Annotated in this window: 18 protein-coding genes, 1 tRNA gene and 2 pseudogenes; 12 read left to right on the top strand and 9 right to left on the bottom strand. The window is 68.3% G+C overall.

Annotated elements, in window-relative coordinates; genetic code table 11:
- Nucleotides 1–118 precede the first annotated feature (118 nt).
- Nucleotides 119–532 (bottom strand): DUF4190 domain-containing protein, encoded by a 414-nt coding sequence (locus OG302_RS01670; RefSeq protein WP_371524983.1) that lies wholly within the window; start codon nucleotides 530–532, stop codon nucleotides 119–121.
- A 563-nt stretch (nucleotides 533–1,095) separates the two neighbouring features.
- Here OG302_RS01670 and OG302_RS01665 point away from each other — a divergent pair.
- The 3 genes and pseudogenes from OG302_RS01665 to OG302_RS01655 form a co-directional block, all read left to right on the top strand.
- A complete protein-coding gene (locus OG302_RS01665) occupies nucleotides 1,096–2,361 on the top strand; it encodes a low temperature requirement protein A (protein WP_371524982.1) in 1,266 nt (421 codons plus the stop codon).
- Between the two features lie 246 nt (nucleotides 2,362–2,607).
- Nucleotides 2,608–3,261 (top strand): YrhB domain-containing protein, encoded by a 654-nt coding sequence (locus OG302_RS01660; RefSeq protein WP_371524981.1) that lies wholly within the window; start codon nucleotides 2,608–2,610, stop codon nucleotides 3,259–3,261.
- Between the two features lie 142 nt (nucleotides 3,262–3,403).
- Nucleotides 3,404–4,337, top strand: a pseudogene (locus tag OG302_RS01655) (transposase); the annotation flags it as partial.
- A gap of 313 nt (nucleotides 4,338–4,650) precedes the next feature.
- Here the strand turns inward: OG302_RS01655 and OG302_RS01650 are convergent.
- Nucleotides 4,651–4,839: a hypothetical protein gene (locus OG302_RS01650; protein ID WP_371524980.1), complete on the bottom strand. Its 189-nt coding sequence runs from the start codon at nucleotides 4,837–4,839 to the stop codon at nucleotides 4,651–4,653.
- 17 nt (nucleotides 4,840–4,856) lie between these two features.
- The gene (locus tag OG302_RS01645; RefSeq protein WP_371524979.1) at nucleotides 4,857–5,228 is read right to left on the bottom strand and encodes a hypothetical protein; all 372 of its coding nucleotides are present in this window, start codon (nucleotides 5,226–5,228) and stop codon (nucleotides 4,857–4,859) included.
- 423 nt (nucleotides 5,229–5,651) lie between these two features.
- Here OG302_RS01645 and OG302_RS01640 point away from each other — a divergent pair.
- Nucleotides 5,652–6,432: pseudogene (locus OG302_RS01640) on the top strand (transposase); the annotation flags it as partial.
- A 270-nt stretch (nucleotides 6,433–6,702) separates the two neighbouring features.
- The gene (locus OG302_RS01635) at nucleotides 6,703–7,758 is read left to right on the top strand and encodes a hypothetical protein (RefSeq protein ID WP_371524978.1); all 1,056 of its coding nucleotides are present in this window, start codon (nucleotides 6,703–6,705) and stop codon (nucleotides 7,756–7,758) included.
- 63 nt (nucleotides 7,759–7,821) lie between these two features.
- Here the strand turns inward: OG302_RS01635 and OG302_RS01630 are convergent, their stop codons facing one another.
- Both OG302_RS01630 and OG302_RS01625 read right to left on the bottom strand, forming a co-directional pair.
- Nucleotides 7,822–8,415 carry a hypothetical protein gene (locus OG302_RS01630; protein WP_371524977.1) on the bottom strand — a complete coding sequence of 198 codons (594 nt, stop codon included), beginning with the start codon at nucleotides 8,413–8,415 and terminating at the stop codon, nucleotides 7,822–7,824.
- A 267-nt stretch (nucleotides 8,416–8,682) separates the two neighbouring features.
- Complete coding sequence (locus tag OG302_RS01625; protein ID WP_371524976.1) at nucleotides 8,683–10,329, bottom strand: GMC family oxidoreductase; 1,647 nt, start codon at nucleotides 10,327–10,329, stop codon at nucleotides 8,683–8,685.
- Nucleotides 10,330–10,551: 222 nt separating this feature from the next.
- Here OG302_RS01625 and OG302_RS01620 point away from each other — a divergent pair.
- A tRNA-Gly gene (locus OG302_RS01620) sits at nucleotides 10,552–10,645 on the top strand.
- A 745-nt stretch (nucleotides 10,646–11,390) separates the two neighbouring features.
- The gene (locus OG302_RS01615) at nucleotides 11,391–12,569 is read left to right on the top strand and encodes an acyl-CoA dehydrogenase family protein (protein ID WP_371524975.1); all 1,179 of its coding nucleotides are present in this window, start codon (nucleotides 11,391–11,393) and stop codon (nucleotides 12,567–12,569) included.
- Between the two features lie 35 nt (nucleotides 12,570–12,604).
- Here OG302_RS01615 and OG302_RS01610 read toward each other — a convergent pair whose 3' ends face one another.
- Nucleotides 12,605–12,775 (bottom strand): hypothetical protein, encoded by a 171-nt coding sequence (locus tag OG302_RS01610; protein WP_371524974.1) that lies wholly within the window; start codon nucleotides 12,773–12,775, stop codon nucleotides 12,605–12,607.
- A 665-nt stretch (nucleotides 12,776–13,440) separates the two neighbouring features.
- Here OG302_RS01610 and OG302_RS01605 point away from each other — a divergent pair.
- Complete coding sequence (locus OG302_RS01605) at nucleotides 13,441–14,919, top strand: MFS transporter (protein ID WP_371524973.1); 1,479 nt, start codon at nucleotides 13,441–13,443, stop codon at nucleotides 14,917–14,919.
- 171 nt (nucleotides 14,920–15,090) lie between these two features.
- Here OG302_RS01605 and OG302_RS01600 read toward each other — a convergent pair whose 3' ends face one another.
- Both OG302_RS01600 and OG302_RS01595 read right to left on the bottom strand, forming a co-directional pair.
- On the bottom strand, nucleotides 15,091–15,684 hold the full coding sequence (locus OG302_RS01600) for a transposase family protein (RefSeq protein ID WP_371524972.1): 594 nt from the start codon (nucleotides 15,682–15,684) through the stop codon (nucleotides 15,091–15,093).
- A gap of 58 nt (nucleotides 15,685–15,742) precedes the next feature.
- The gene (locus OG302_RS01595; protein ID WP_371524971.1) at nucleotides 15,743–16,198 is read right to left on the bottom strand and encodes a hypothetical protein; all 456 of its coding nucleotides are present in this window, start codon (nucleotides 16,196–16,198) and stop codon (nucleotides 15,743–15,745) included.
- A gap of 132 nt (nucleotides 16,199–16,330) precedes the next feature.
- Here OG302_RS01595 and OG302_RS01590 point away from each other — a divergent pair, with 132 nt between their 5' ends.
- Nucleotides 16,331–16,888, top strand: a complete 558-nt coding sequence (locus OG302_RS01590) for a hypothetical protein (RefSeq protein WP_371524970.1) — start codon at nucleotides 16,331–16,333, stop codon at nucleotides 16,886–16,888.
- 27 nt (nucleotides 16,889–16,915) lie between these two features.
- Here OG302_RS01590 and OG302_RS01585 read toward each other — a convergent pair whose 3' ends face one another.
- A complete protein-coding gene (locus OG302_RS01585; RefSeq protein ID WP_371524969.1) occupies nucleotides 16,916–17,845 on the bottom strand; it encodes a LysR family transcriptional regulator in 930 nt (309 codons plus the stop codon).
- A 114-nt stretch (nucleotides 17,846–17,959) separates the two neighbouring features.
- Here OG302_RS01585 and OG302_RS01580 point away from each other — a divergent pair, with 114 nt between their 5' ends.
- The 3 genes from OG302_RS01580 (at nucleotide 17,960) to OG302_RS01570 (ending at nucleotide 20,402) form a co-directional block, all read left to right on the top strand.
- Complete coding sequence (locus OG302_RS01580; protein ID WP_371524968.1) at nucleotides 17,960–18,487, top strand: DapH/DapD/GlmU-related protein; 528 nt, start codon at nucleotides 17,960–17,962, stop codon at nucleotides 18,485–18,487.
- A gap of 646 nt (nucleotides 18,488–19,133) precedes the next feature.
- On the top strand, nucleotides 19,134–19,277 hold the full coding sequence (locus OG302_RS01575) for a hypothetical protein (protein WP_371524967.1): 144 nt from the start codon (nucleotides 19,134–19,136) through the stop codon (nucleotides 19,275–19,277).
- Between the two features lie 228 nt (nucleotides 19,278–19,505).
- Entirely contained in the window at nucleotides 19,506–20,402 is an 897-nt protein-coding gene (locus tag OG302_RS01570) for an MBL fold metallo-hydrolase (RefSeq protein ID WP_371524966.1), read from the top strand.
- The last annotated feature ends 153 nt before the right edge of the window (nucleotides 20,403–20,555 follow it).

The raw sequence follows: 20,555 nt of genomic DNA, 5'->3' as shown, positions 1-20,555 counted from the left end.
TAGCCCAGCAGCCGATCGCGCTCCGGCCGACTACGGCACCAGGAGGTTCTTTCTCCGCGCCGGGCAGGACTGCGATCAAGGCCGAGTTGAGACTGAGGGCGGCGCAGTGACGGCCGGGTCAGTCATTGATCTCCCGGTCGAAATCCTTCGCACACGCATCACGCTCACTCTTCGAGTCGGCGTGCTTTACACAGTCATCGAAGTTCTTGTACTCGTCGGAGTTCAGAATCGACGCGCCGATCGCGATGATCACGGCGGATGCGATGAGGCCCAGCGCGCCGAGTACCGCTCCGATGACCGACATCTTGCCGTAGGGTGCCCGGCCACCACGCGCCTTACGCGCACCGATGATGCCGAAGATGACGGCCAGCAGTCCCAACAGGACGCCGCCGAACACGGTCCAGAAGAGCAGGATCGCCAGAATGCCGAGAGTCAGCGCGGCGACCGCCATGGCGTTGGTGCGCCTCACCTCTGGGTGCCGGGGAGGCTGGTCGTAGTCGCCAGAAGTCTGGGGACGGTCGGGGAAAGACATGGCATCACACTCATCTCTGTTTCCGCCTGGCCGAGTTGTCGTTGGTGCCGAGTGCCCCGCAGTTGGCCATGAATGCGCGCGCTGTCGAATTCCGCAACCGCAACAAGAGGAACGGGCGACTCAGTTCGCCCTGGCGACGCCGATGGAGCAGGCGAGGCGGACGCGCGGCTCGGACCGGCTGACCCAGTTCGAGGAGAGCATCTCCCGAGGGAGCCTGGCTTCGGCTCGGCATGACCTACTGGAATGCTGACCGTGCGCCGCCACGACGTGTCATGTGTCAGGACGCGGTGAAGCATGCTCCGACGCCGGTGATCTCCTGCGCGCTGACGCTGTGACCCCACGGGGCGGTATGTGCGTTCCGTAAGTCGACGGCCTTGCGCAACCACCTTGAGGACCGCAGTAGTTGGGACCAGTTCGCAGTTGCACGAGTCGCAAGCCTCCCGGAGGAAGGCAAGCCGTATGCATGGTCGGGAAAACTGAAGCAGCAGGCCCCGGACAGGGTGCTTCGTCGGCGGGTAAGGTGCACGCGCGGGCGCGCAACTGTACCGGGGGGTAGCGGATAAATGATCACGCGGCGTGATGGCCATGGGATGGTGGCCACCGGCGAGAGCCACCGGGTGACGCCGGCTGAACTGTTCTTCGACCTTGCTTTCGTCTACGCCATCACCCAGGTCACTGGCCTGATGGCAGCAGACCCGACAGTGACGCGCCTGCTCGGCGCGGGGGTAGTGCTTGCCCTGCTGTGGTTCTGCTGGTGCTGCTTCGCCTGGTTGGGCAACGTCGTTCGCGCCGACGCAGGCGCGCTCTTCGGTGTGCTCGTGGTGGTGATGGCGGGGGTGTTCGTTGTCTCGCTGACGGTCCCGGAGGTGTATTCGGACGCCCAGGGCGGCGTGAACGCGCCGTTGGTGTTCGTCCTTTGCTACGGCGCTTTCCGGGCGCTGCACCTGATCGCCTACTGGATCGCCCACCCCAATGACGTACGGCTGCGGGCCACGCTGCGTAAGACGGCGCTGACCTCGGTCCTGCCGCCGTTCCTGATCCTGTTGGCGGGCAGCTTCTTCACCGGCCTCACGCAGATCCTGATCTGGCTGTGTGCGGTCCTCGTCGACTACGCGGCCATTTACGTCCTGCGCGCTTCGGGTTGGCGGGTGGCCTCGCCAGGGCATTTCGCCGAGCGCCATGGCCTGATGGTGATCATCGCCTTGGGCGAGTCCATCGTGGCGGTAGGGGTCGGTGCCCGCGGTTACCCGCTCACATACCCGGTGCTGGTTGCCGCCGCCGGAGCGTTGCTCATCGCCGCCATGCTGTGGCGGCTCTACTTCCGCCACCTCAGTGACGCCGCCGAGGAGCGCATCCTCGCGGTGGACGGCGACGTCCGTACGCGGCTGGCCGGCGAGGTGTACACCTTCCTCCACCTTCCGCTTGTCGGTGGCATCGTGCTCACCGCGCTGGGTGTGGAGAGCCTGGTGCACCAGGTCGCCGATACAAAACACTACGACTTGTCGGAACCGTTGCATGGTCTCGCCGCGTGGGCATTGCCCGGCGGCGTCGGACTCTTCCTGCTCGCAGTGACCGCGATCCGGTGGCGAATCGGCCGTCTTTCCGCAGTGTTGCTCGCGGGTGGGGCGCTCTGCTCGGTGGCTGGAGTCGGCGTCGTACACATCCCCGGGCTGCTGGCGCTCGCGATGGTTGCCATGCTGTTGCTGGTGGCCGTCGCACTGCATCATCGCGAGGTGCGTACCCGCACCGTCGCGGAACGCGCGCAACCGGGCGGGGCCGGGCACGTAGCCCAGAAGGAGTCCGCGATCGTGCCGACGCCCAAGACCTGATCAACTGCCATTGCCAGCAGGCACGATCCCCGGGCTCGCGCGGCGGATCTGCGCTGCACAGTCGAACTCTGGGCTCGCACCACGTGGATCCGGATTCCAGTCAGCGGCCAGGAAGGCCGATGAACCCTCGGTGAGGTGGGCGGCGCGCCGTAGGCAGGTCAGGAGGCTGCCCCTTCGGGCGGTCGCGGGAAACCGGCTCGCGGGAAACCACTGGCTCGTCCCGAGTCCGTACGGGATGCTACGGGCGTGATCGAGCGAGAAGCCGCGGTTCGCATCGTCGAGGAAGAGCTTGAGCGTGACTACCAGGAGTGGAGGGCTTCGGGCGATGCGGAGGCACTGCGCATGGCTGTCGCGGACGTCGAGGAGCATGAACTGGTGTGGATCGTCTATTGGACGTCCGAGGAGTTCGTGCGCACTGGAAATCCGGAGTTCATGCTCGTAGGAAACGGGCCATACCTGGTCGACCGCGTCGACGGGGGTCTTCATCGTATCGGTGTCGTCTCCGCGGTGACCGAGGCGTGGGAAGACGACTATCGAGCCCGCATACGTGGGCTGCCGGTACGTACGGCGATGGACGATCTGCACGATGCCCTCCGCGAAGTAGCAGCCATACGCGGGCGCATGCACGCAGTGCGGGCCTTGCGTCAGAGGCTGCCGGTGCTTTCTCCCGCCGAGGCCATCGAGTACGTGAGCACGCTGACGGAGGGCGACGTTTCCGCGCGTCTCGTGGCCGTCGCCACCAGGGAACTCGTGGAGCCTCTCAGCCCGGTGCTCGCGGTGGAAACCATTCGGGAAGGGACGTCGCTTCGATGCGGTCAGAGCCCCGATGGAGGAGCGGAAAGCCGCACAACACGAGCGTGTTCAGCGAAAAACACGGCTGCGGTCAGGGTCGAGCCCTGACCATCTGAAGCCTTCTTGGCCTTCTTGGCCTTCTTCGCGAGGGCCTTCGCGACACCGGCGAGCTTGCGGGTGCCTTGTTCGTAGACGGAGAGCGCTGAAGCCGGTCCCACGCGCATTCCCGTGCACCAACGCCTGTCCCGCGCTTGTGCTGGTGCACTCCGAGAAGCAGGACGCCACCGCGACCTGGAGGAACCTTCGGACACCACCCGCTGATGGGCTTCGTCGATCACGGCCCGGGCGGCAGCGGGGAGCCGGTTGCCGCGCTGCGGCGGCCCGGGAACGCGGGCTCCAACACGGCCGCCGATCACATAGCGATCGCTGAACTCGTTCTGGCTCAGACGCCGAAGAAGTACCGCCGTGGCCGCCAGACACTGATCCGTACCGATTCCCGTGGTGGCACTCATGAGTTCGTGGCCTGGCTCGCCAAGCGCGGCCGTTGGATGTCCTACTCGGTCGGAATGACCGTCACCGACGCCATCCACCAGGCCGTTCTGAAGGTTCCCGCCTCCGCCTGGACGGTGGCCGTCGAGCCCGGCGGAGCCATCCGTGACGGCGCCTGGGTCGCCGAACTCGACGCGGGCAGCGACTGCCTCAAGGGCTGGCCAGCAGGCATGCGGCTGATCGTGCGCAAAGAACGCCCGCACCCCGGCGCCCAGTTGCACCTCACCGACGCCGACGGGCTGCGGCTGACCTGCCTTGCCACCACCGTTACCGGCGAGAAGATCGAGGCCCTGGAATTGCGGCGCCGCCGACGTGCCCGCGCCGAGGACCGCATCCGTAATGGCTGCGCCACCGGCCTGCCCAACCTGCCCCTGCACGACGCCGCGCAGAACCAGATCTGGTTGGAGATCGTCCAGATCGCCCTGGACCTGCCGGCCTGGATGCCCATGCTCGCCCTGACGGGCGAAGCCCGCAGGTGGGAGCCCCGACGCTTGTGGCTGGGGCTGTTTTCCGCTGCCGCCCAGCTTGTCGCCACCGGCCGCCGACGGCACCTCAGATTCGCCCGGCGCTGGCCCTGGACCGACATCATCACCGACGCGATCCAGCGACTTGACATCCTCCCAAACCCTGACTGACCAGCACATCCATCCGTCCCGCCGAACCTGAACCACTCCACCGGAACCGTGGAACCCGGCGCGCACCCGACGCGAGAGCCGGGCCTCCGTCAGGCCTGAAGAGCATCGCCGAACGCAAACTGGCCGCAAGCAGGAGCCGACGGCCAATCACGAAAGATCGAGGTTAGACAGCACAACGCCCCCGCCAGCAGCGAGGGCGTTGCGGAGGCTCAGTGGCTCGGCTCGTTGATCTGCACGACGTACACCCGTCAGTACTGGAAGTCGACCTGCCACATCCCGAGGCGGAGCGGAAAGCTCCACCTCGGTATATGAGTCAGCGTCGCCCTCTAGTCGCGACCCAGAAGACCAACAGGCCGCCCGGTACTGCGATGGCCGCGTAGAACAGAGCCGCTTGGGCGACGCTTCCGTCATCAGTCATGAATTCGCTGCTGATCAGCAGAATAAAGAAGAAGATGAATGCGGCAGCGAGCATACCTGTACCTTTTGAGGGTGGTGTGCGCATGCTCAACTCCTATGCCTTTAGTAGCACTTGGCGCCCTTGAACTTTGCAAGGTAGGTAAACTTGAACTCGACGCCCTTCTTGCACTTGTTGATCTTATCAGCCCCCATGGATACCACCGAGGCGTAGACGCCTGCGGCGACGGCTCCACCGATTCCCCCGGTGATGGCGCCGATCAGACCGGCTGCAGTGGCCGCGGACCCAGCGTTGACGGCCTTGGCCTGCGACTTGTTCAGCTTCACGTAGACGTACCAGCCGAGACTGACACCACGCGGCATGGCCTCAGGAGCCTTCCCCTCCGGAATTTCTCCCCGCACCACGGTCGCAACGGGGGAGTCCTTGAAGGCCTCGACGGCTTCTTCGTAGGTGTAGCCCTGCGAAGCGAGATCCACGTAAGCGCCATTATCGTCAATGCCAGCGACGGCGGCAGGATTTGTATCGCGCGGCCCGGCAGTTGAGGCAGACGCTGCGGGTGCAACTGCTACCAGTAGGGCACCGGTCATGACTGCCGAGCAAGTCGCTTTAAAAATACCGGACCTAGTCATTCTCAACCTCAGTGTTCATAACGCGACAGACGTCGCGGGCTGTTCGGACTCAAGGACCGTAACATGATCAAACTATCCTGAATCTGACTCAGTTGGGCATGGCTGGCAAAGGGTCAAAACCCGACTATTTAGAGTGAGTTGGCGGAGCATCAAGCTCTTGCGTGACTGCTCAGGCCGATGCCCAGTTCATTCCGCCTTGCCCAACCGAGACCTGATCGTCACCTGTTGTGAATCAGAGTGCGAACTACTGCTACCTGCAGTACGGAAGGCGCGTTCGGCCCGGTGGCCTCCGCCCCGACACTCTCCCGGCTCATCGACACCCTCGCCGCGTCCGGGCCGGAGGCCTTCACCGCGATTCACTCGGCCCGAGTCCAAACACGCCAACGCGTCGGGGAGTTGGCAGCTGCGAGCATTCCGGCCGCCGACGGCCAGGTGACCGTGGACATCGACGGCGTGCTGGTGCTCGAGCACTCCGAGAAACAGGACGCCACCGCGACCTGGAAGAAGACCTTCGGACACCATCCCCTCGTCGCGTTCGTCGACCACGGCCCCGCCGGATCAGGACAACCGGTGGCCGCCCTGATGCGGCCCGGCAACGCAGGCAGCAACACCGCCGCCGACCACATCACCAGCACCCGACTCGCCCTGGCCCAACTGCCCGGACACCTGAGGCGGGGACGCCAGACACTGATCCGCACCGACTCCGCCGGCGGCACCCACGCCTTCCTCGACTGGCTCTCCCGGCCCGGTCGGTGGCTGTCGTATTCCGTCGGCACGACCATCGCCGACACCATCCACCAGGCCGTGCTGAAGATCCCGAAGAAGGCGTGGACTCCGGCCTACGACGCCGACGGCACCGAGCGGCCCGAGCTCGCCCTGACCGGTAAGACCCGCCGCTGGGAACGCAAGAAGCTCCGCATGCGCCTGTCCTGCCGCCCAGCTCGTGAACACCGGCCGCCGCCATTGGCTGCGCTTCACCGCCCGATGGTCCTGGACCGATGTCATCACCCACGCAATCGACAGGCTCCATGCCTTGCCGAGCCCTGGCTGACCAGAAGCGTCGAACGCCCCGACAACCCGCACCACCACATCGGTGAAATGGAACCCGGCGCCCACCCGACACGACAGCCGGGCCCTCGCCCTGCCCCGGCCCCGAAAAGACCGCACACCACGTACACAGAGTCCCGTCAGCAAGCTGCCGGGAACTCATGAACGATCGAGGCCAACGGAGTGCTGAGGGCCCCTGGCTCCGGACGCCGCGCGCGTGCACCCTCAGGCTCGATAGGCTCTTTCACTGGATCACACGCTTACGGGGGATGACATGAGCCAGGTGCTCTATTCGGAACGGTCGAGGAATCCGCTGGCGAGGACCGTTCAGCTGACGGAGCAAGAACTGCGTCGTGGCAGCAGGGTGTCGCCGCTGAGCGAGCTGAACCTGCCGGCCATGGCCGACGCGTTCCAGCGCGGCCACTGGCTCGGTGGCGGCGGCTCGGAACGTCCGCTGGACCGGCTGGCCACCGGCAGCGGCATCGTCCCGATAACTCGCGTCAGTGGCAGCGCCGTTCCCGTGAAAGTGCGCCAGGCGGCCGAATTCGCGCTGAAACTCGGTTCGGCTGCGGTACGGCACTGTGGCGGGCCCGCCCAGGTGCACGCCTTGGCCGAGCTGGCTCGGACGGAGGGCGTGCCGTTGTGGATCGCCCGACGCTACGCCCACGGACCGGCCGGTCAGGTGGGCGTAGCCGTGGACCGCCGACTCGTCCGTGTGGACGTGTGGGGGCCGGGCGCTCCCTTCGTACGGATACGAGCGCCGCACGGGTTCCTGAGCAGCACCGCGGATCAAGCACAGGGGCTGCGGATGACCGTCGGGAACGTACCCGCCACCCTCGTCCTGAGGAGGAAGCTGCGAAAGTCCAAGAGCTACGCGCAGGCCAGGCTGCCCCAGGGCGTCTGGGAGTTGCGACGGGCGAACGGCGTGAGCTCCTGGCTGCTGCGCGACGAGCAGCGGGTGGCCTTGCTGCAGAAGCCCCCGCGCCGATCCGCCTTTGATCCCGGCACGGTGTTGCTGCCTTTGGCGTCCGTGGAGTACGAGAGCCGGGACCCGCTGGACGCCGTCGTGGCCCAGGCCTTCGCGGCCGCATTCGGCCTGGGTGACACTACAGGCACGGCCCGCTTCCGAATCCAGCGCTCGCGTGGTGACGGTGAGCCGCTGGTCACAGACGACGCCTGGGATCGCCCCTGGTTCAGCAACCTGGGCACGGGCAGGGACGACAACGAACCGGGCGGCTCGGACGGTTGGGGCTCGGACGGCGGGGACGGCGGAGACGGGGGAGGAGATGGCGGCAGTGATGGAGGCGGCGACGGAGGCGGCGGAGATTAAAGCGTGTTGCAGGACCTTGTAGAACCGCGACTGCCCCGGGGGATTTCATCGGTTGCGGTGCCGCTAGGTACTCGTGCCGCGACCGCGAATCCCGCCCCGCCGTCCACGGCGGACGGGGTGGCGCCCGGCGTGGGGGTACGGGGGGGTGCGCGCAGCGGGGCCGTCGACTCGCGCCTTCTTCAGCGGAGGCTCGGCGTCGACACGCAGATCAAGCCCCCACGGGGCGGTCCCGGCGCGCTGACGGTAGCGGGAGACGGCCACGAAACAGGTGTCGGCCTGCTGGCACTTCGCCTCTGCCGCACCCTCGGGCGGGGCGATCATGCGGCTCGTGTAGGCGGCCAGCGGCTGCGCCGGTCCAATCGCGAACCCCGCACCCTTGCGATCACAGCGATGGCCGTCGGCGTCGAGCGTGACCCGCAGCGAGTTCGTCGACGTGCGCTCGGTCCCCGGACTGGGGATGCCCACCACCGATACGTACGTGTGTAACTTCGCGTCGAGCGCGACGCGGAAGTAGACCGGTTCGCTGCCGCCCGGGAGCGTGCTGCGATACGGCGTCCCCTTGGCCAGCTCGGGGGCGCTGAGCAAGCTGGAACTGCCGCGGACGGCCTGCGCGCGGGGGTCGTAGCCGTAGGAGTCCGGCTCCGGGGCCGCGTTCACCGACGGAACCACCAATCGCCGGCAAGGACCACGACGCCCACGAAAAGCCATACCCAGACTCTGTTCCGTGCCCCCGCCAAGCCCCTCCCGACCACCGTGCCGCGGTGTGCCCTGCAAGACCGCGCCCTCAACGCGGCGGCTCGTTCACGGGAGCGATATCCTGCCGTCTGCGGCGCCTGACTGTCTGGCCATCGTGCTGGCCGGTCACGAACTGGCTGATAGAGCGGCTGTCCTACGATGAGGGAGCGGTGCGGCGTCGTCCGGGCCTCACTTGCCGTGGTGGGTCATCAACTCCGCGCACCGCTCGCCGATCAGCATGGCGGGAGCGTTGGTGTTTCCTCCCGTGATGCTCGGCATCACCGCGGCGTCGGCGACGCGCAGGCCCTCTATGCCGCGCACCTTCAGTTCTGGGTCGACGACGGCGTCCTGGTCCTCGTATCCGCCCATCTTGCAGGTGCCGACCGGGTGGTAGACGGAGTGGATGCGCTGCGGCAGCTCGCGGGCGAGGTCCGCGTCGTCGGTGATCGCTCGGCCCGGGTGCAGCTCGTCGGTGACGACCTCCGTGAGGCGCTTGTGCGCCATGACCTCCCGCACGAGTTTCATTCCCTCGACGAGGAAACGGGCATCGTCGGGATCGGAGAGGAAGCCCGGGTCGATCAGCGGGGCGGCGGCAGGGTCGGTGGATGCCAGGCGCAACTCTCCACGGCTCTTGGGGTAGATGAGCGTCGGCATCACGGTCAGCGCCGGCCGCTTGTCGACGGCGTGCCGGATTGGGGCGTCCTGGTTGGGGCTCGGATACGACCACGGAAGGGCGAGCAGCTGCAGATCGGGCTGATCGGCGGGAGTTTCGGCTGCGGCCGTGCGTACGAAGGCCATCGCCTCGAAGACGGTCCGGCCGAGCCAACCGCCGCCGCGCACCGTCTCGGAGAGCATTCCGGCGAAGAAGTGGCCTGCGGTGCCGCGGTGTTGTGCGCTGGGGGCAAGAAACGTCATCGGGACGAAGAGGTGATCGTGCAGGTTTCGCCCGACCGGCAGGTCGGCGGCGACATCGATCCCCAGGCTGCGCAGCTGGTCTGCCGGACCGATCCCGGAGAGCAGCAGAATCTGCGCGGAGCCCACCACACCGGCCGACAGCACGACCTCGCGCCCGGCGCGCAGCACCTGCCGCTGGTTGCCGTCGGCGATCTCCACCCCCACGCACCGGCCCTCTTCCAGCATGACGCGCGTGACCGTGGCCGCTGAACGTATCCGCAGGCCGACGGGCCGACCGTCACCGAGGTAGGCCTGCGCGGCGCTGTAGCGGACACCGTCGCGGGCGCTCATCTGCACGACGCCGACGCCCGCTTGTTCCGCGCCGTTGTAGTCGTCGTTGCGGGGTGAATCCAGTGCGTCGCTGAAGGCGTCCACCAAGGCGTGGGAGGCCGGGGTGAGTCCACTCTGCCGGGTGACCGCCACGGGGCCGCCGGCGCCGCGGTGTTCGGTCGCACCGTCTTCCCAGTCCTCCATGCGCTTGAAGGACGGCAAGATGTCGTCGTGCGACCAGCCGGTGCAGCCGGCTGCGGCCCAGTCGTCGTAGTTGCGGCGGTGGCCACGGACGAAGATCATGCCGTTGATGGCGCTGGAGCCGCCGAGCAGTTTGCCGCGGGTGACAGGAATGCGGCGGCCGGCTGCGTGCTCCTGCGGAGTGGTGTAGTAGCCCCAGTCGAAACGCTTCTTCACCTGGGGGACGGAGTGCATGATCGAGATCATCCCCGGGACCCGGATGACGCGCGAGCGCTCCAGTCGCTTCGCTCCCGCCTCCACCAGGATGACACTCGCGCCGGTGTCCGCGAGCCTGCGCGCCACAATGCAACCGGCGCTGCCTGCGCCCACGACGATGTAGTCCGCTTCATTACCTGATGGTGTGTCAGTCATGTTCGCAGTGAAACATGTTCGAGTTGAAGGGAGAATACGCAGGACCAAGCGAGCTGGGCCGTAATCCATGGGGCTGCGGGGGCGCTCTGAGCTCAGCGCTCCCTCTTCCCTCGCCTCATGTCATGCGGAGGGGCAGCAGCCGCGAGACCCCGGCAGGTCGACGAGTCCCTCGTGGCGCGCGAGCGTCGGGGGGTGGCGGTGTAATCCGGGTGCCCTTGGGGTGCCCGGCGGCTAGGGTCAATGTCGTTCAGGTGCGCAGGTTGCGGCTACTTCTCCTGCCAAGAGAGCAACGCGGGTTCGAATCCCGCCGCCGGCTCGGGCCGGTGTCGTCCAGTGGCCGAGGACGCTTACGTCGCCGCCGCCGATCTTGACCTCTGAACACGTGAGACGTGAGCCGTCCGCCGCGGGGAACCGGGCGGGCGGCTCGGTCGTGTCGGGTCAGCCATCCGACGTCGCGCTCCTTGGGGAGGTCCCTCAGGCGGGCGGTGGTCGAGCACCCAGGCAAGAGCAGGCCGGGTGCAGTTGCCCCAGCGGGCGTCCTTGGTCAGCGAGGGCTGCCGCACGTAGCGCGAGCTCGCCGCCGTCGGCAAAGACGGCCCCCGTGCCAGTGCTCGGGAGCGAGGGCCGGAGCCAGTTCGACACGTGTGTGCCGAAGCGGGCTGCTGCCGTGTACAGGATCTGTAGGGCGCGCAGCGCATCCGCATCGAGCGCACCGATCCGCACCATCCACACCTGACGGGACGGGCCGAAGGTGCCCATGGAACGCAGGAGTTGGCTCTGCTGGTCCCACGCCGGGCTGTCGCAGTGCGCGGATTGGCAGGTGGCCGCCAGCAGCCGGTGTGGAGGAACCACCTGTGCCGAGCGCCCCGCAGGCTGGGACAGGCTGTCGGGGCGCGGCGGATGCGGCAGAGAGCGCACCCGCACCGACCAGTTATCGCTGCCCTGTGGCCATGGTCAATGACCTCAACAGCCGTTTGGGCACGTCTGGTTGAAGCCTGCCGCCGGGCCGCTGGCAGGGTGCGTGAGACGATCTGGAAACAGGCCACAAGGAGAGGAATTTCATGGGGGACAGGGGTCGGCTGCATGTCAGTGGGGAACTGGCGGGGGTGCTGGAGCGGATCGATGCGCTCGGCGGGATGCTCGACGAACGGGCCGATGCTGCCGCGGAGTTGGGAAGACTGCCGCAGGATACGGCGCAGGCGTTGCTGGACACCGGGATCGTACGGGCCGAGCTCCCGCTGAGCCTGGGCGGATACGAGTTCGCGCCGCGGCAGCTGATCGAAGCGGTGGAGCGGGCGAGCTACCACGACGCCGCGGCCGGGTGGACCATGTTCGCGCTGCAGCTGATGACCGGGACCACCGCGGCGTACCTCGCCCGCGATGCGGCGGCCGAGCTGTTCCCCGAGGTGTCGAACGGGAAGTACGCGCTGCTCTCCGGGCACGGCACACGCCCCGGGCGGGCCGTCTCCGTGGAGGGCGGCTACCGTGTCAGCGGCCAGTGGCAGTTCGCCTCCGGGATGGCCCACGCCACCCACATCCCCAGTGCGATCCAGGTCGAGGGCACCGGTGAACTGCGGGTCCTGGCGATGCCGAAGTCGCAGGTGACCCTGGACGGCAACTGGGACGTGCTCGGGCTGCGCGCGACCCACAGCGTCGACTACCACTGCACCGATGTGTACGTGCCGCACGAGTACACCTATCTCGCGACCACAGACACCCCGGTCAACGGTGGCGCTGTCTATCGCCTCGGCCTGGTCAACATGTCAGCGATCGGGCACACGGGCTGGGCCCTCGGCGTCGGCCGGCGGCTCCTGGACGAGCTGAAGCGAGTCGCCGCGGCGCGGACCGGCTCGCGCGGCGCCGCGGTCGAGACCTCCCACTTCCACGCCGAGTACGCGACGGCGGAGGCCGGGCTGCGGGCCGCCCGAGCCTGGATGAACGACGTCTGGCGGGACATCGAACAGACCCTGGACCAGGGCGGTTTGCCGAGCACGGAGCAGGACACTCTCATCCGTCTCGTCCTGAACCATACGACCTCGACCGTGTGCGAGGTGGGTCGCACCGTCCACCGCTGGGCCGGATCGGCGGCGATCCGCCGCGGCCCGGTCGACCGCTTCCTGCGCGACCTGGGGACGGGCGCGCAGCACATCACTTCCAGTCCGGTCGTGCTCCAGAACTGCGGCAAGTGGCTGAGCGGTGCCCGCCCGGACGCCCGGTGGAGCTTCCTCGACCTGACCTGACCCTCCGGGGGTGGAGTCGGCCGTCTGGCACCTCGTCACAGTTCGCCCGCGGTGCTGCGTGCGGCGCGGGTGCGGGACACCCGCAGGCGGTCGGGGTCGGCGGCCGCCCCCTCCAGACCGCCCGGCCCGCGCAGGATCGGCACCCCTTCGTGGAAGTCGGCGAGGACGGCCCGGCAGTGGGGCGCGTACTCGGCTTCGTCGCCCACGCGCGGTTTGATTTCCAGCTGTGCCCAGACCCGTTTCCCCGTTTCACGTCCGGCCCCAGGCGGGTGCCGCCTCCATGCTGGCTGAGTGCGTCCACCAGCAGCAGTCCGCGGCCACTACGTTCCTCGGCGTGCGGGGTGCCCATGCACGGCAGGTCGTGTGAGGTGTCCACGACGGCGACCACCAGGCGGCCCTGGGCCGGGTGTTCGACGACGACGCGGATAGGGCTGCCCCGGGTGCGGCGCTGACGGTCTCCGGGGTATTGGTCAACGTGCGGTTATAGGCGGTGACGCTGTTCCGGGTGTTTGTTGTCGAAGCGTGAGGAGCCCGTACCGCCCTGGGTAAATCCGTTTGCGTCCCCGGCTTGCTGACCTACTCTGTCGGAGGTCATGTGCGGCGGGCCCCCGCCGCACCATTCGGCGCGTTCGGCGTCGATGCGTACCGCGTGCCCGGCCGGGAGGAGGTGGGAAACATGGACTGGAACTGCACAACGAGTGTTGCGGCCATAGTTGCCCCCGGCCGTGTGCCCCCGTTCGGCGCGCGGTAGGACTCTCCCCCTTGCGGCACCTCATGGTGGTGTCCGCTGCTCTCGCGATCCCTCGTGTCGCGTCCCGGGGTGTAGGACCGCGCGTCTGCTCCTACACCTCCGACACAGAATGTGATCGCCTTGACCAAGAAGTCCTCCCCCGGGGGCACCGTGCCCCTGCCGGTCCCCCTCACCACCGCGAACGCGACCGAGTTGCCCGATCCGAAGCGGTGGTGGGCCCTCGCCGTCATCGCAGGCGCCCAGCTCATGGTGATTCTCGATGGCACGATCGTGAACATCGCCTTGCCCTCCGTCCAGGATGGACTGGGCATGTCGGATGCGAACCGGCAGTGGGTGATCACCGCATACTCACTGGCCTTCGGCGGCCTGCTCCTCCTCGGCGGCCGGATCGCCGATCTGGTCGGCCGCAAACGCACCTTCATGATCGGGCTGATCGGATTTGCCGCCGCCTCCGCGCTCGGCGGTGCGGCCGACGGCCCCGGGACGCTGTTCGCGGCGCGGGCCCTGCAAGGGGCCTGCGCGGCCGTCCTGGCCCCCTCCGCACTGTCACTGCTGACGACGACGTTCACCGACCCCGCCGAGCGCGGCAGAGCGTTCGGGATCTACGGCGCGCTCGCCGGGGGCGGCAGCGCCATCGGGCTGCTGGTGGGCGGCCTGCTCACCGAGTACGCGACCTGGCGCTGGTGCCTGTACGTCAACGTCCCCATCGCGCTGGCCGCCCTCGGCGGCGCGCTGGCCCTCCTCAAGGACAGCCCCGGACAGCGCGGAGTGCGCCTCGACATCCCCGGCGCGCTGCTCGCCTCCGGCGGGCTCGTGGCGATCGTCTACGGCTCCAGCGACGCCGAATCCGCAGGCTGGGCCGACCCGTTGGTCCTGACCCTGTTCGCGACCGGTGTGGTCCTGCTCGCCGTCTTCGTGTGGTGGCAGTCCCACGCCAAGCATCCGATGCTGCCGCTGCACATCGTCAGGGACAGAACCCGTGCGGCGGCGCTCGCGACGATGGGCCTGGCCACCGTCGCCATGTTCGGCGCCTTCCTGTTCCTGACCTACTACCTCCAGGCCATCCTCGACTACTCACCCCTACGGACCGGACTGGCGTTCCTGCCGATGTCCGTCACGATCGTCATCGGCGCGACGCAGATCGCCGCCCGGCTCCTGCCCCACACCGCCCCCCGCAACCTGATGGCTCCCGGCATGCTCCTCGCGGCCGTCGGCATGCTGCTCCTGACCCGCCTGAGTGTGGACTCCGCCTACACCACCGGGGTGCTGCCCGCGCTGGTGCTGCTCGGCCTGGGCATGGGACTGACGTTCATGCCGGTCTATGCGACGGCGACCGCCGGGGTCGCCCCGAAGGACGCCGGAGTGACGTCCGCGACCGTCTCCACCTTCCAGCAGATCGGCGGCTCCCTGGGCACCGTCCTGTTGAACACGATCGCGTCGTCCGCCGCCACCCGCTACATCGACGCCCACCCGTCCCGGAGCCGGGGCCTGGGCGAGGGTATGGTGCACGGCTTTACCGTCGCGGCCTGGTGGTCGGCGGGCGTCCTGCTCCTTGCAGCGCTGGTCGCGGCCATGGCCAAGACGCCTGAGAAGCCCTAACGAAGTGATCTCCGAGGTCGTTGGACCACCCCGGATCGGATGGTGTTCCAGCGCATCCCGTTCGCGCTCCACTCCGGGATCGCCTGGGAGCCTCCTTCTCGGTCGGTGCGAGCCTGCGGGCGCGGGTGGCCTTGAAGCCGGTGACGACCATGGGATCGTCCCCCTCGTCGTTCAGGCAGATAAAGCCGAGGTCGGCCAGGGTGCCGAGGGCGGCCTCACGCAAGTGGGCCAGGATCTGGTCGCGGCGGGCGGCGGTATGTCGTGGGTGCGGCCGGGCCGGGCGGCCGGTATCCACACCAGACGGCCGCGCTCGTCGGTCAGCGCGATCACGTGCAGGCCGTGGCGGCGATGTTTGCCGGAGTAGTTCAGGCGGTTCGCCTTGCCGGCGCGGCGCTGGGTGGGGTTGAGGGTGCCGTCGATCAGGACGACCTCGCCGCCCCGCTTGGCGATCGTCTTCAGGGCGCGGTCCAGGCGAGGGGCCTTCGCGACCAGCAGGTGGATCAGCTCGTCGCGCCAGCGCCGGATGGTGGTGGCGGAGATGTCGTTGCCGCCAGCCATGTCGGCCAGGCGCTGATCGTGCCGCAGCACGGCCAAGACGATGGTCGCGATCCTCCCCGGCGGCAGCGCCCGCCACCTCGACCGTATCGCTTTGAGATGGCGTCGCAGCAGGTCGGCGAGGTAGTGCACGGTGTGCGGGGACAGCGGCAGGCGGCACTGGTCGACCAGGGACACGGTGTCCCCGGCGTGCTCTTTGGTTTTCGTCACACAATTCCAACAGCCGTCGGGGGCAGCTTGGTTACACCCCGATCGCCGTGCGGATCGGTCACGGGCGGGCGGTGAACTTCCCGTCGGGATGTTTGTGCAGCCAGCCACGGTCGGCCAGCTTCGTGAGCTTCCCGCGCAACGGCTCCAGCTTGCCCCGTACCTCGGTGTCCAAGTCCAGCACCTCGCCGATCTGCCGGGTGGAGACCGGGCCGACGGCCTGCCGCACCGCGCGCAGGATGCGCTGATACTCCGCCGACAGTGCGGACTCAGCCACCCCCGGCCCACCGTCGGGAACTAGCCGCACCGCCCGACCCGCCACCTGGACCACCGGCGACCCTGCCTCCGCGCGCTCGTCGGCGAGCTGCTCGCTCATCCGCTGCCACACCCGCTCGGCCACGGCCAGCTCATCGGGCTCAGCTCGTACCTCCGACAGCTGCTCGACCAGCTGCTCTTCGAGTCCGTCCAGCTCCGCACGCTGCGCGACGATCCGTTCCAACACCTCGGGATCCATCATGGGCCGGAGCGTAGGAGCGGCACCCGCAACGACGGACGGGAATCCACAAATCCACTCCTGCCAGACGAATGAGGGAGAGCTGTTGCCTGCCCGCCGTCAGCGCCGCCACCCGCACCGGATAGCGTTCTGCACATGACAACGGAGGAAAGGCCGCAACCGCCGATGCCGATGTGCCCGCGCTGCGGTGGAGTTGAGGTACGGACGGTCGAACAGGCGTGGTCCGGCAAGGGCGCCCTGACCAAGAGCCTCGGTACCCGCCTGGCGAAGGGCCCGGAGAAGAGCGGCGACGGCTGCATCCACTTCGTCGAGGGGCTCCTCCTGAGCCTCACGCTCGGCGGCGGTCTGGCCTACATGGGCGTCGAGAAGGGCAACCAGCTGTACACGCTCGGCGGTGTGGTCCTCGGGCTGCTCATCTTCGCCGCCACGCTCGCGGTGGTGCGCGACGACGGCCGGGAGAAGGACGCCGAGACGTCCGGCGAGATGCTGGCCAACGAGTTCTGGCTGCCGGCGCACTACTGCTACGGCTGTGAGGGCGTGTTCTGCCTGGGCGGCACCCCGTGGCGGGGTGTGCTCACCCCGGAGCAGTTCAAGAAGCTGGTCTGGCGTCAAGGCCGCTACGACGGCCAGTTGCAGCCGGGCGACAAGGCGAAGGACGCGGAGATCCCACCGGGGACCCTGATCGAGGGCTGAGGCGTGTCCGTTAATTCGGTCGTCTAGTCAGCGCTCTACCCAGTCCGGTGCCCACACGTCGTGCGGGGTTCGCCGGCCTGCGGTGCGCAGGTGGTCGCGCAGCGCGGTCAGCACGGGGTGCTGGTCTCCGCTGCGGAACAGCAGCATGTGCGGGTAGACCGGGGTCGGGTCGTGCAACGGGATGCGCCGTAGGTCGTGGGACTGGGGCCACAGGTATCGGTCCCCGCTGCCGATGAGGGTGGCCAGTGAGGCCGAGTCGGCCAGCGCGTCCATCAGGACCTCGTCACCGAAGTGGGGGCCGAGCGCGTCGATGCTCAGGCCGAAGGCCTCGGACAGCGCCTGATAGAACGCCGCCCACTCCGTGCCCGGCCTGATCCCGGGGATCCAGATGCGGTGGCCGGCCAGGTCCGCAGGGCTGACCCAGGGCGCGCCGGCCAGCGGGTGGCCGGGTCCGACCAGGAGCTCCACGGGTGCGTCCAGGAGTCGTTCGGCGCTGATCCCGGCCGGGATCTGGTCTGTTGGTAGAGCACGGAAGGACGCGTCGACGGTCCCTTCGAGCACCGCCTGGGCGGCCTCGGCGGCGTTCTCCCTGCTCAGTGTGACCGCGTCCAGGTCCGTCCCGGGGTGGGAGCGGTAGAACCGGTAGACGGCCTGGGCCGGGGAGATGCGCCGATTGAGGACATCGACGCGCAAGGGGCGGCTACCGGGGCGCACGGCCTGCTCGGCCTGCTCGACGGCCGCCAGGACCTTCTTGGCGTGCGGCAGGAAGACCTGCCCGTCCAGGCTCAGCCGCGAGCCTCGGGAGGTCCGCACCAGGAGCCTGACCTCGATGTGCCTCTCCAGGGCCGCGATCCGCTTGGACACCGCCTGCTGGCTGATCCCCAACTCGTCGGCCGCAGCCTGGAACTGGCCGGTCTCGGCGACGGTCATGAACGTCCGCAGCGCTTCAACATCCACGCTTGCACCCTACTTCCACAACCATGGGTTGTGGCGCGTGTGGTGCAGGGTTGTTTGATCGAGTGTCCTGCGCGGTGGTGGGATCAGCGCATGTCTACCCGTACAGAGCGAGTCATGTTCGTCCAGGCAGCTGAGTTCACACGTCATGCGGAGCGGATCGAGGAGGTGACCGATGCGACGTCTCGGCTGAACGTGCTTCCGTTCAGCGACAGCGAAGGTCGCGCGGAACTACTTTCCGTTGTGTTCGGTGGCCCGCTGCCGGAGTCGGTGACGATCTACCCGCCGTTCTTTACCGAGCATGGGCTGAACACGACGTTCGGGGAGAACGTCTTCGTCAACCAAGGATGCACCTTCATGGACAAGGGAGGTATCCGTATCGGCAACGGCGTCATGATCGCCCCGAAGGTCAGCCTCATCACCGGAGGCCATCCCCTGCCCCTGGCCGAGCGCCGCGAGTACCTCTCCTTCGCCCCGATCGTCATCGAGGACGACGTCTGGATCGGGACGGCTGCCGTGATCACGCAGGGGGTGACCATCTGTGCCGGTGCGGTGGTCGCTGCCGGTGCGGTGGTCACGCGTGATGTTCCTGCCGGCAGTGTGGTCGCGGGAGTGCCCGCCCGGGTGGTCAAGGCGATCGACTGAGCCTGGCCGGGCTGCCGCCCCGGGTGCGCAGCACTGCTGCGGTCTGCTCCTGATGCCTCGTCACGCCCGGCTGACCGACCGGCAGTGGGGACGACGTACCGAAGATCAGCGGCCTCCTCTTCACCGACCGGCTCCGGGCGGACAGGCGCGAGGCGACCGGCGGTGAAGGGCTCACTGACCACCTTGATGTCGAACCGCCGCCCCTGGCCTGGCCTGTCGGCGAGCCGAGTGGGAAGCAACTGGGCCATGCGCTGCGCGATTTCCGTGGGAGCGTCCGGATCCGCCAGGAGGGCTGCGACCGCAACACCCTGAGGCGCCACCCGCATGACGGGCCCTTCCTCGTCGGCAGCCCCGATCACAAGTGCCCACAGGTTGCCCCCGAGGCGACGTCGACGGCGAGTGACACACGGGCCCCGCACGTCGGTGGAGGCGGTAGGGCCGGATATGCGTCCAGCCCGAGAAGGACTCATTGAAGGGGCGACGGCAACGCTGTGCTTCTCGCGTTCGGGCGGTGTGAGTCCAACGAGCTCGTTGGACTCACACCGCCTAGATACGGCCGTATGTGCCTCACGCCGCCGATCGAGCCGATGCTCGCCCGCTCCCGTGAGCGACTTCCGGCTCCGGGGGCACGACCTGCGAGCCGTTCGTGGTCGAGCGGTTGCTCGAACTGCGCGGCGAACCCGTCATGCCGGGCCTCCACGCTTCCGACGCGCTCATCGACCCGGCCTATGCGGTCGAACGGATGGCTGAGACCGGCGCCGCCTTCATCGACGCACCCCGCCGCAGCTGACCTTGACTTCAGAGGATCCGGAGCCCCGCTCCTGAGGGTGGCCGTCATATGTCACTTATGCGGCTTTCCTTCGCATAGTTGAAGCTCGCAGAGCCGGATGTCACGGAAAGCACGAGTACCGGGCCCCCTTCCTTTGTGCGTTCGGTCCCGGTTATCACTGGTCGGGGTCGCACATCCCGTGCATCCCGCGTAGCCCGGTGCACCTCACGCGTTCAGGAAGAAGGCCCCATGGAAGCCAGGAACGGCTGGTACGTCGACACCCGCTGCACCAACTGCGACGTCGCCCGGCAGCTCGCGCCCGGACTCGTCGCCGAGGTCAAGGGCCGGTCCGAGGTCGTACGCCAGCCGCGCGACGCGGCGGAGCTGCGCGCGCTGCACGCTGCCGCGTACGCCTGCCACACGCGCTCGATCCGCCACCCCGAGCAGCGACTTGACCCGGCTCTCGACCCGTACCCCTTGGTACTGGACGGAGGCGGCGACGTGCTGCTGTGCGGGCACAATTCGACGCACACGGCCGGGGCCAACGCATACCTGCTGCGCCGTCCGGCGGACGGCACCGTGATGATGATCGACACGCCGCGCTGGAGCGCCGCACTGGCCGAGCGGTATGCGGCGTACGGGCCCGTCACCGACGTGCTCCTCACCCATCGAGACCACGCCGCGCACGGACGGCGCTACGCGGATCACTTAGGCGCCCGGCTGTGGATCCACGAGGGCGACCTCGACGCCGCCCCGGATGCCGACCGGGTCCTGCGGGGGACCGACTCCGTGGAGGTCGGACCCACAGGCTCCGGGGTGATCGCGTATCCGCTCCCCGGTCACACAGTGGGCAGCGTGCTGTATGTGGCCGACCAGCGGTACTGCTTCAGCGGCGACAGCTTCTACTGGTCGCGCACAACCGACGACCTGGAGGTGGCGGCCAGCGTCACCTGGTACTCCATCGAGGTGCTCGCCGCCTCGCTGGAACGGACCGCGGGAGACCTGCGGTTCGAGTGGCTGCTGCCCGGCCACGGGGATCGCATGCGTCGCCCGGTGGATGAGATGGCCCGGCGGATGCGCACCCTGGCGGAGCGCACACGCGAACTCCGCCCGCAGCCGGTCGACTTCGGGGCGCTGCGCTGGTAGGTCAGGAGCGATGAGCGCCCCACGGGCGCACTGCCTGCGGTGTCCGGGGCGGAGCACACCTGTCCAGCTCGCGCTCCGCGCGAGCTGGACCGCGGTACAGGGTGTGGCCCGGCTCCTGGAGTCGGGCCGCCTCCGCGTCCCCGCCCGCCAGAC

Origin of the sequence: Streptomyces sp. NBC_01283 (assembly GCF_041435335.1) — a bacterium.
GTDB lineage: Bacteria > Actinomycetota > Actinomycetes > Streptomycetales > Streptomycetaceae > Streptomyces.
This window is presented reverse-complemented; position numbering and strand designations above follow the sequence as displayed.

Bases quoted from the DNA above. Each gene is read 5' to 3' on its own strand.
- OG302_RS01665 (WP_371524982.1), top strand. From the start codon at position 1,096: ATGATCACGCGGCGTGATGGCCATGGGATGGTGGCCACCGGCGAGAGC.
- OG302_RS01580 (WP_371524968.1), top strand. From the start codon at position 17,960: ATGTTCGTCCAGGCAGCTGAGTTCACACGTCATGCGGAGCGGATCGAG.
- OG302_RS01670 (WP_371524983.1), bottom strand. From the start codon at position 532: ATGTCTTTCCCCGACCGTCCCCAGACTTCTGGCGACTACGACCAGCCT.
- OG302_RS01595 (WP_371524971.1), bottom strand. From the start codon at position 16,198: ATGATGGATCCCGAGGTGTTGGAACGGATCGTCGCGCAGCGTGCGGAG.
- OG302_RS01590 (WP_371524970.1), top strand. From the start codon at position 16,331: ATGACAACGGAGGAAAGGCCGCAACCGCCGATGCCGATGTGCCCGCGC.
- OG302_RS01570 (WP_371524966.1), top strand. From the start codon at position 19,506: ATGGAAGCCAGGAACGGCTGGTACGTCGACACCCGCTGCACCAACTGC.
- OG302_RS01615 (WP_371524975.1), top strand. From the start codon at position 11,391: ATGGGGGACAGGGGTCGGCTGCATGTCAGTGGGGAACTGGCGGGGGTG.
- OG302_RS01625 (WP_371524976.1), bottom strand. From the start codon at position 10,329: ATGACTGACACACCATCAGGTAATGAAGCGGACTACATCGTCGTGGGC.
- OG302_RS01650 (WP_371524980.1), bottom strand. From the start codon at position 4,839: ATGCGCACACCACCCTCAAAAGGTACAGGTATGCTCGCTGCCGCATTC.
- OG302_RS01635 (WP_371524978.1), top strand. From the start codon at position 6,703: ATGAGCCAGGTGCTCTATTCGGAACGGTCGAGGAATCCGCTGGCGAGG.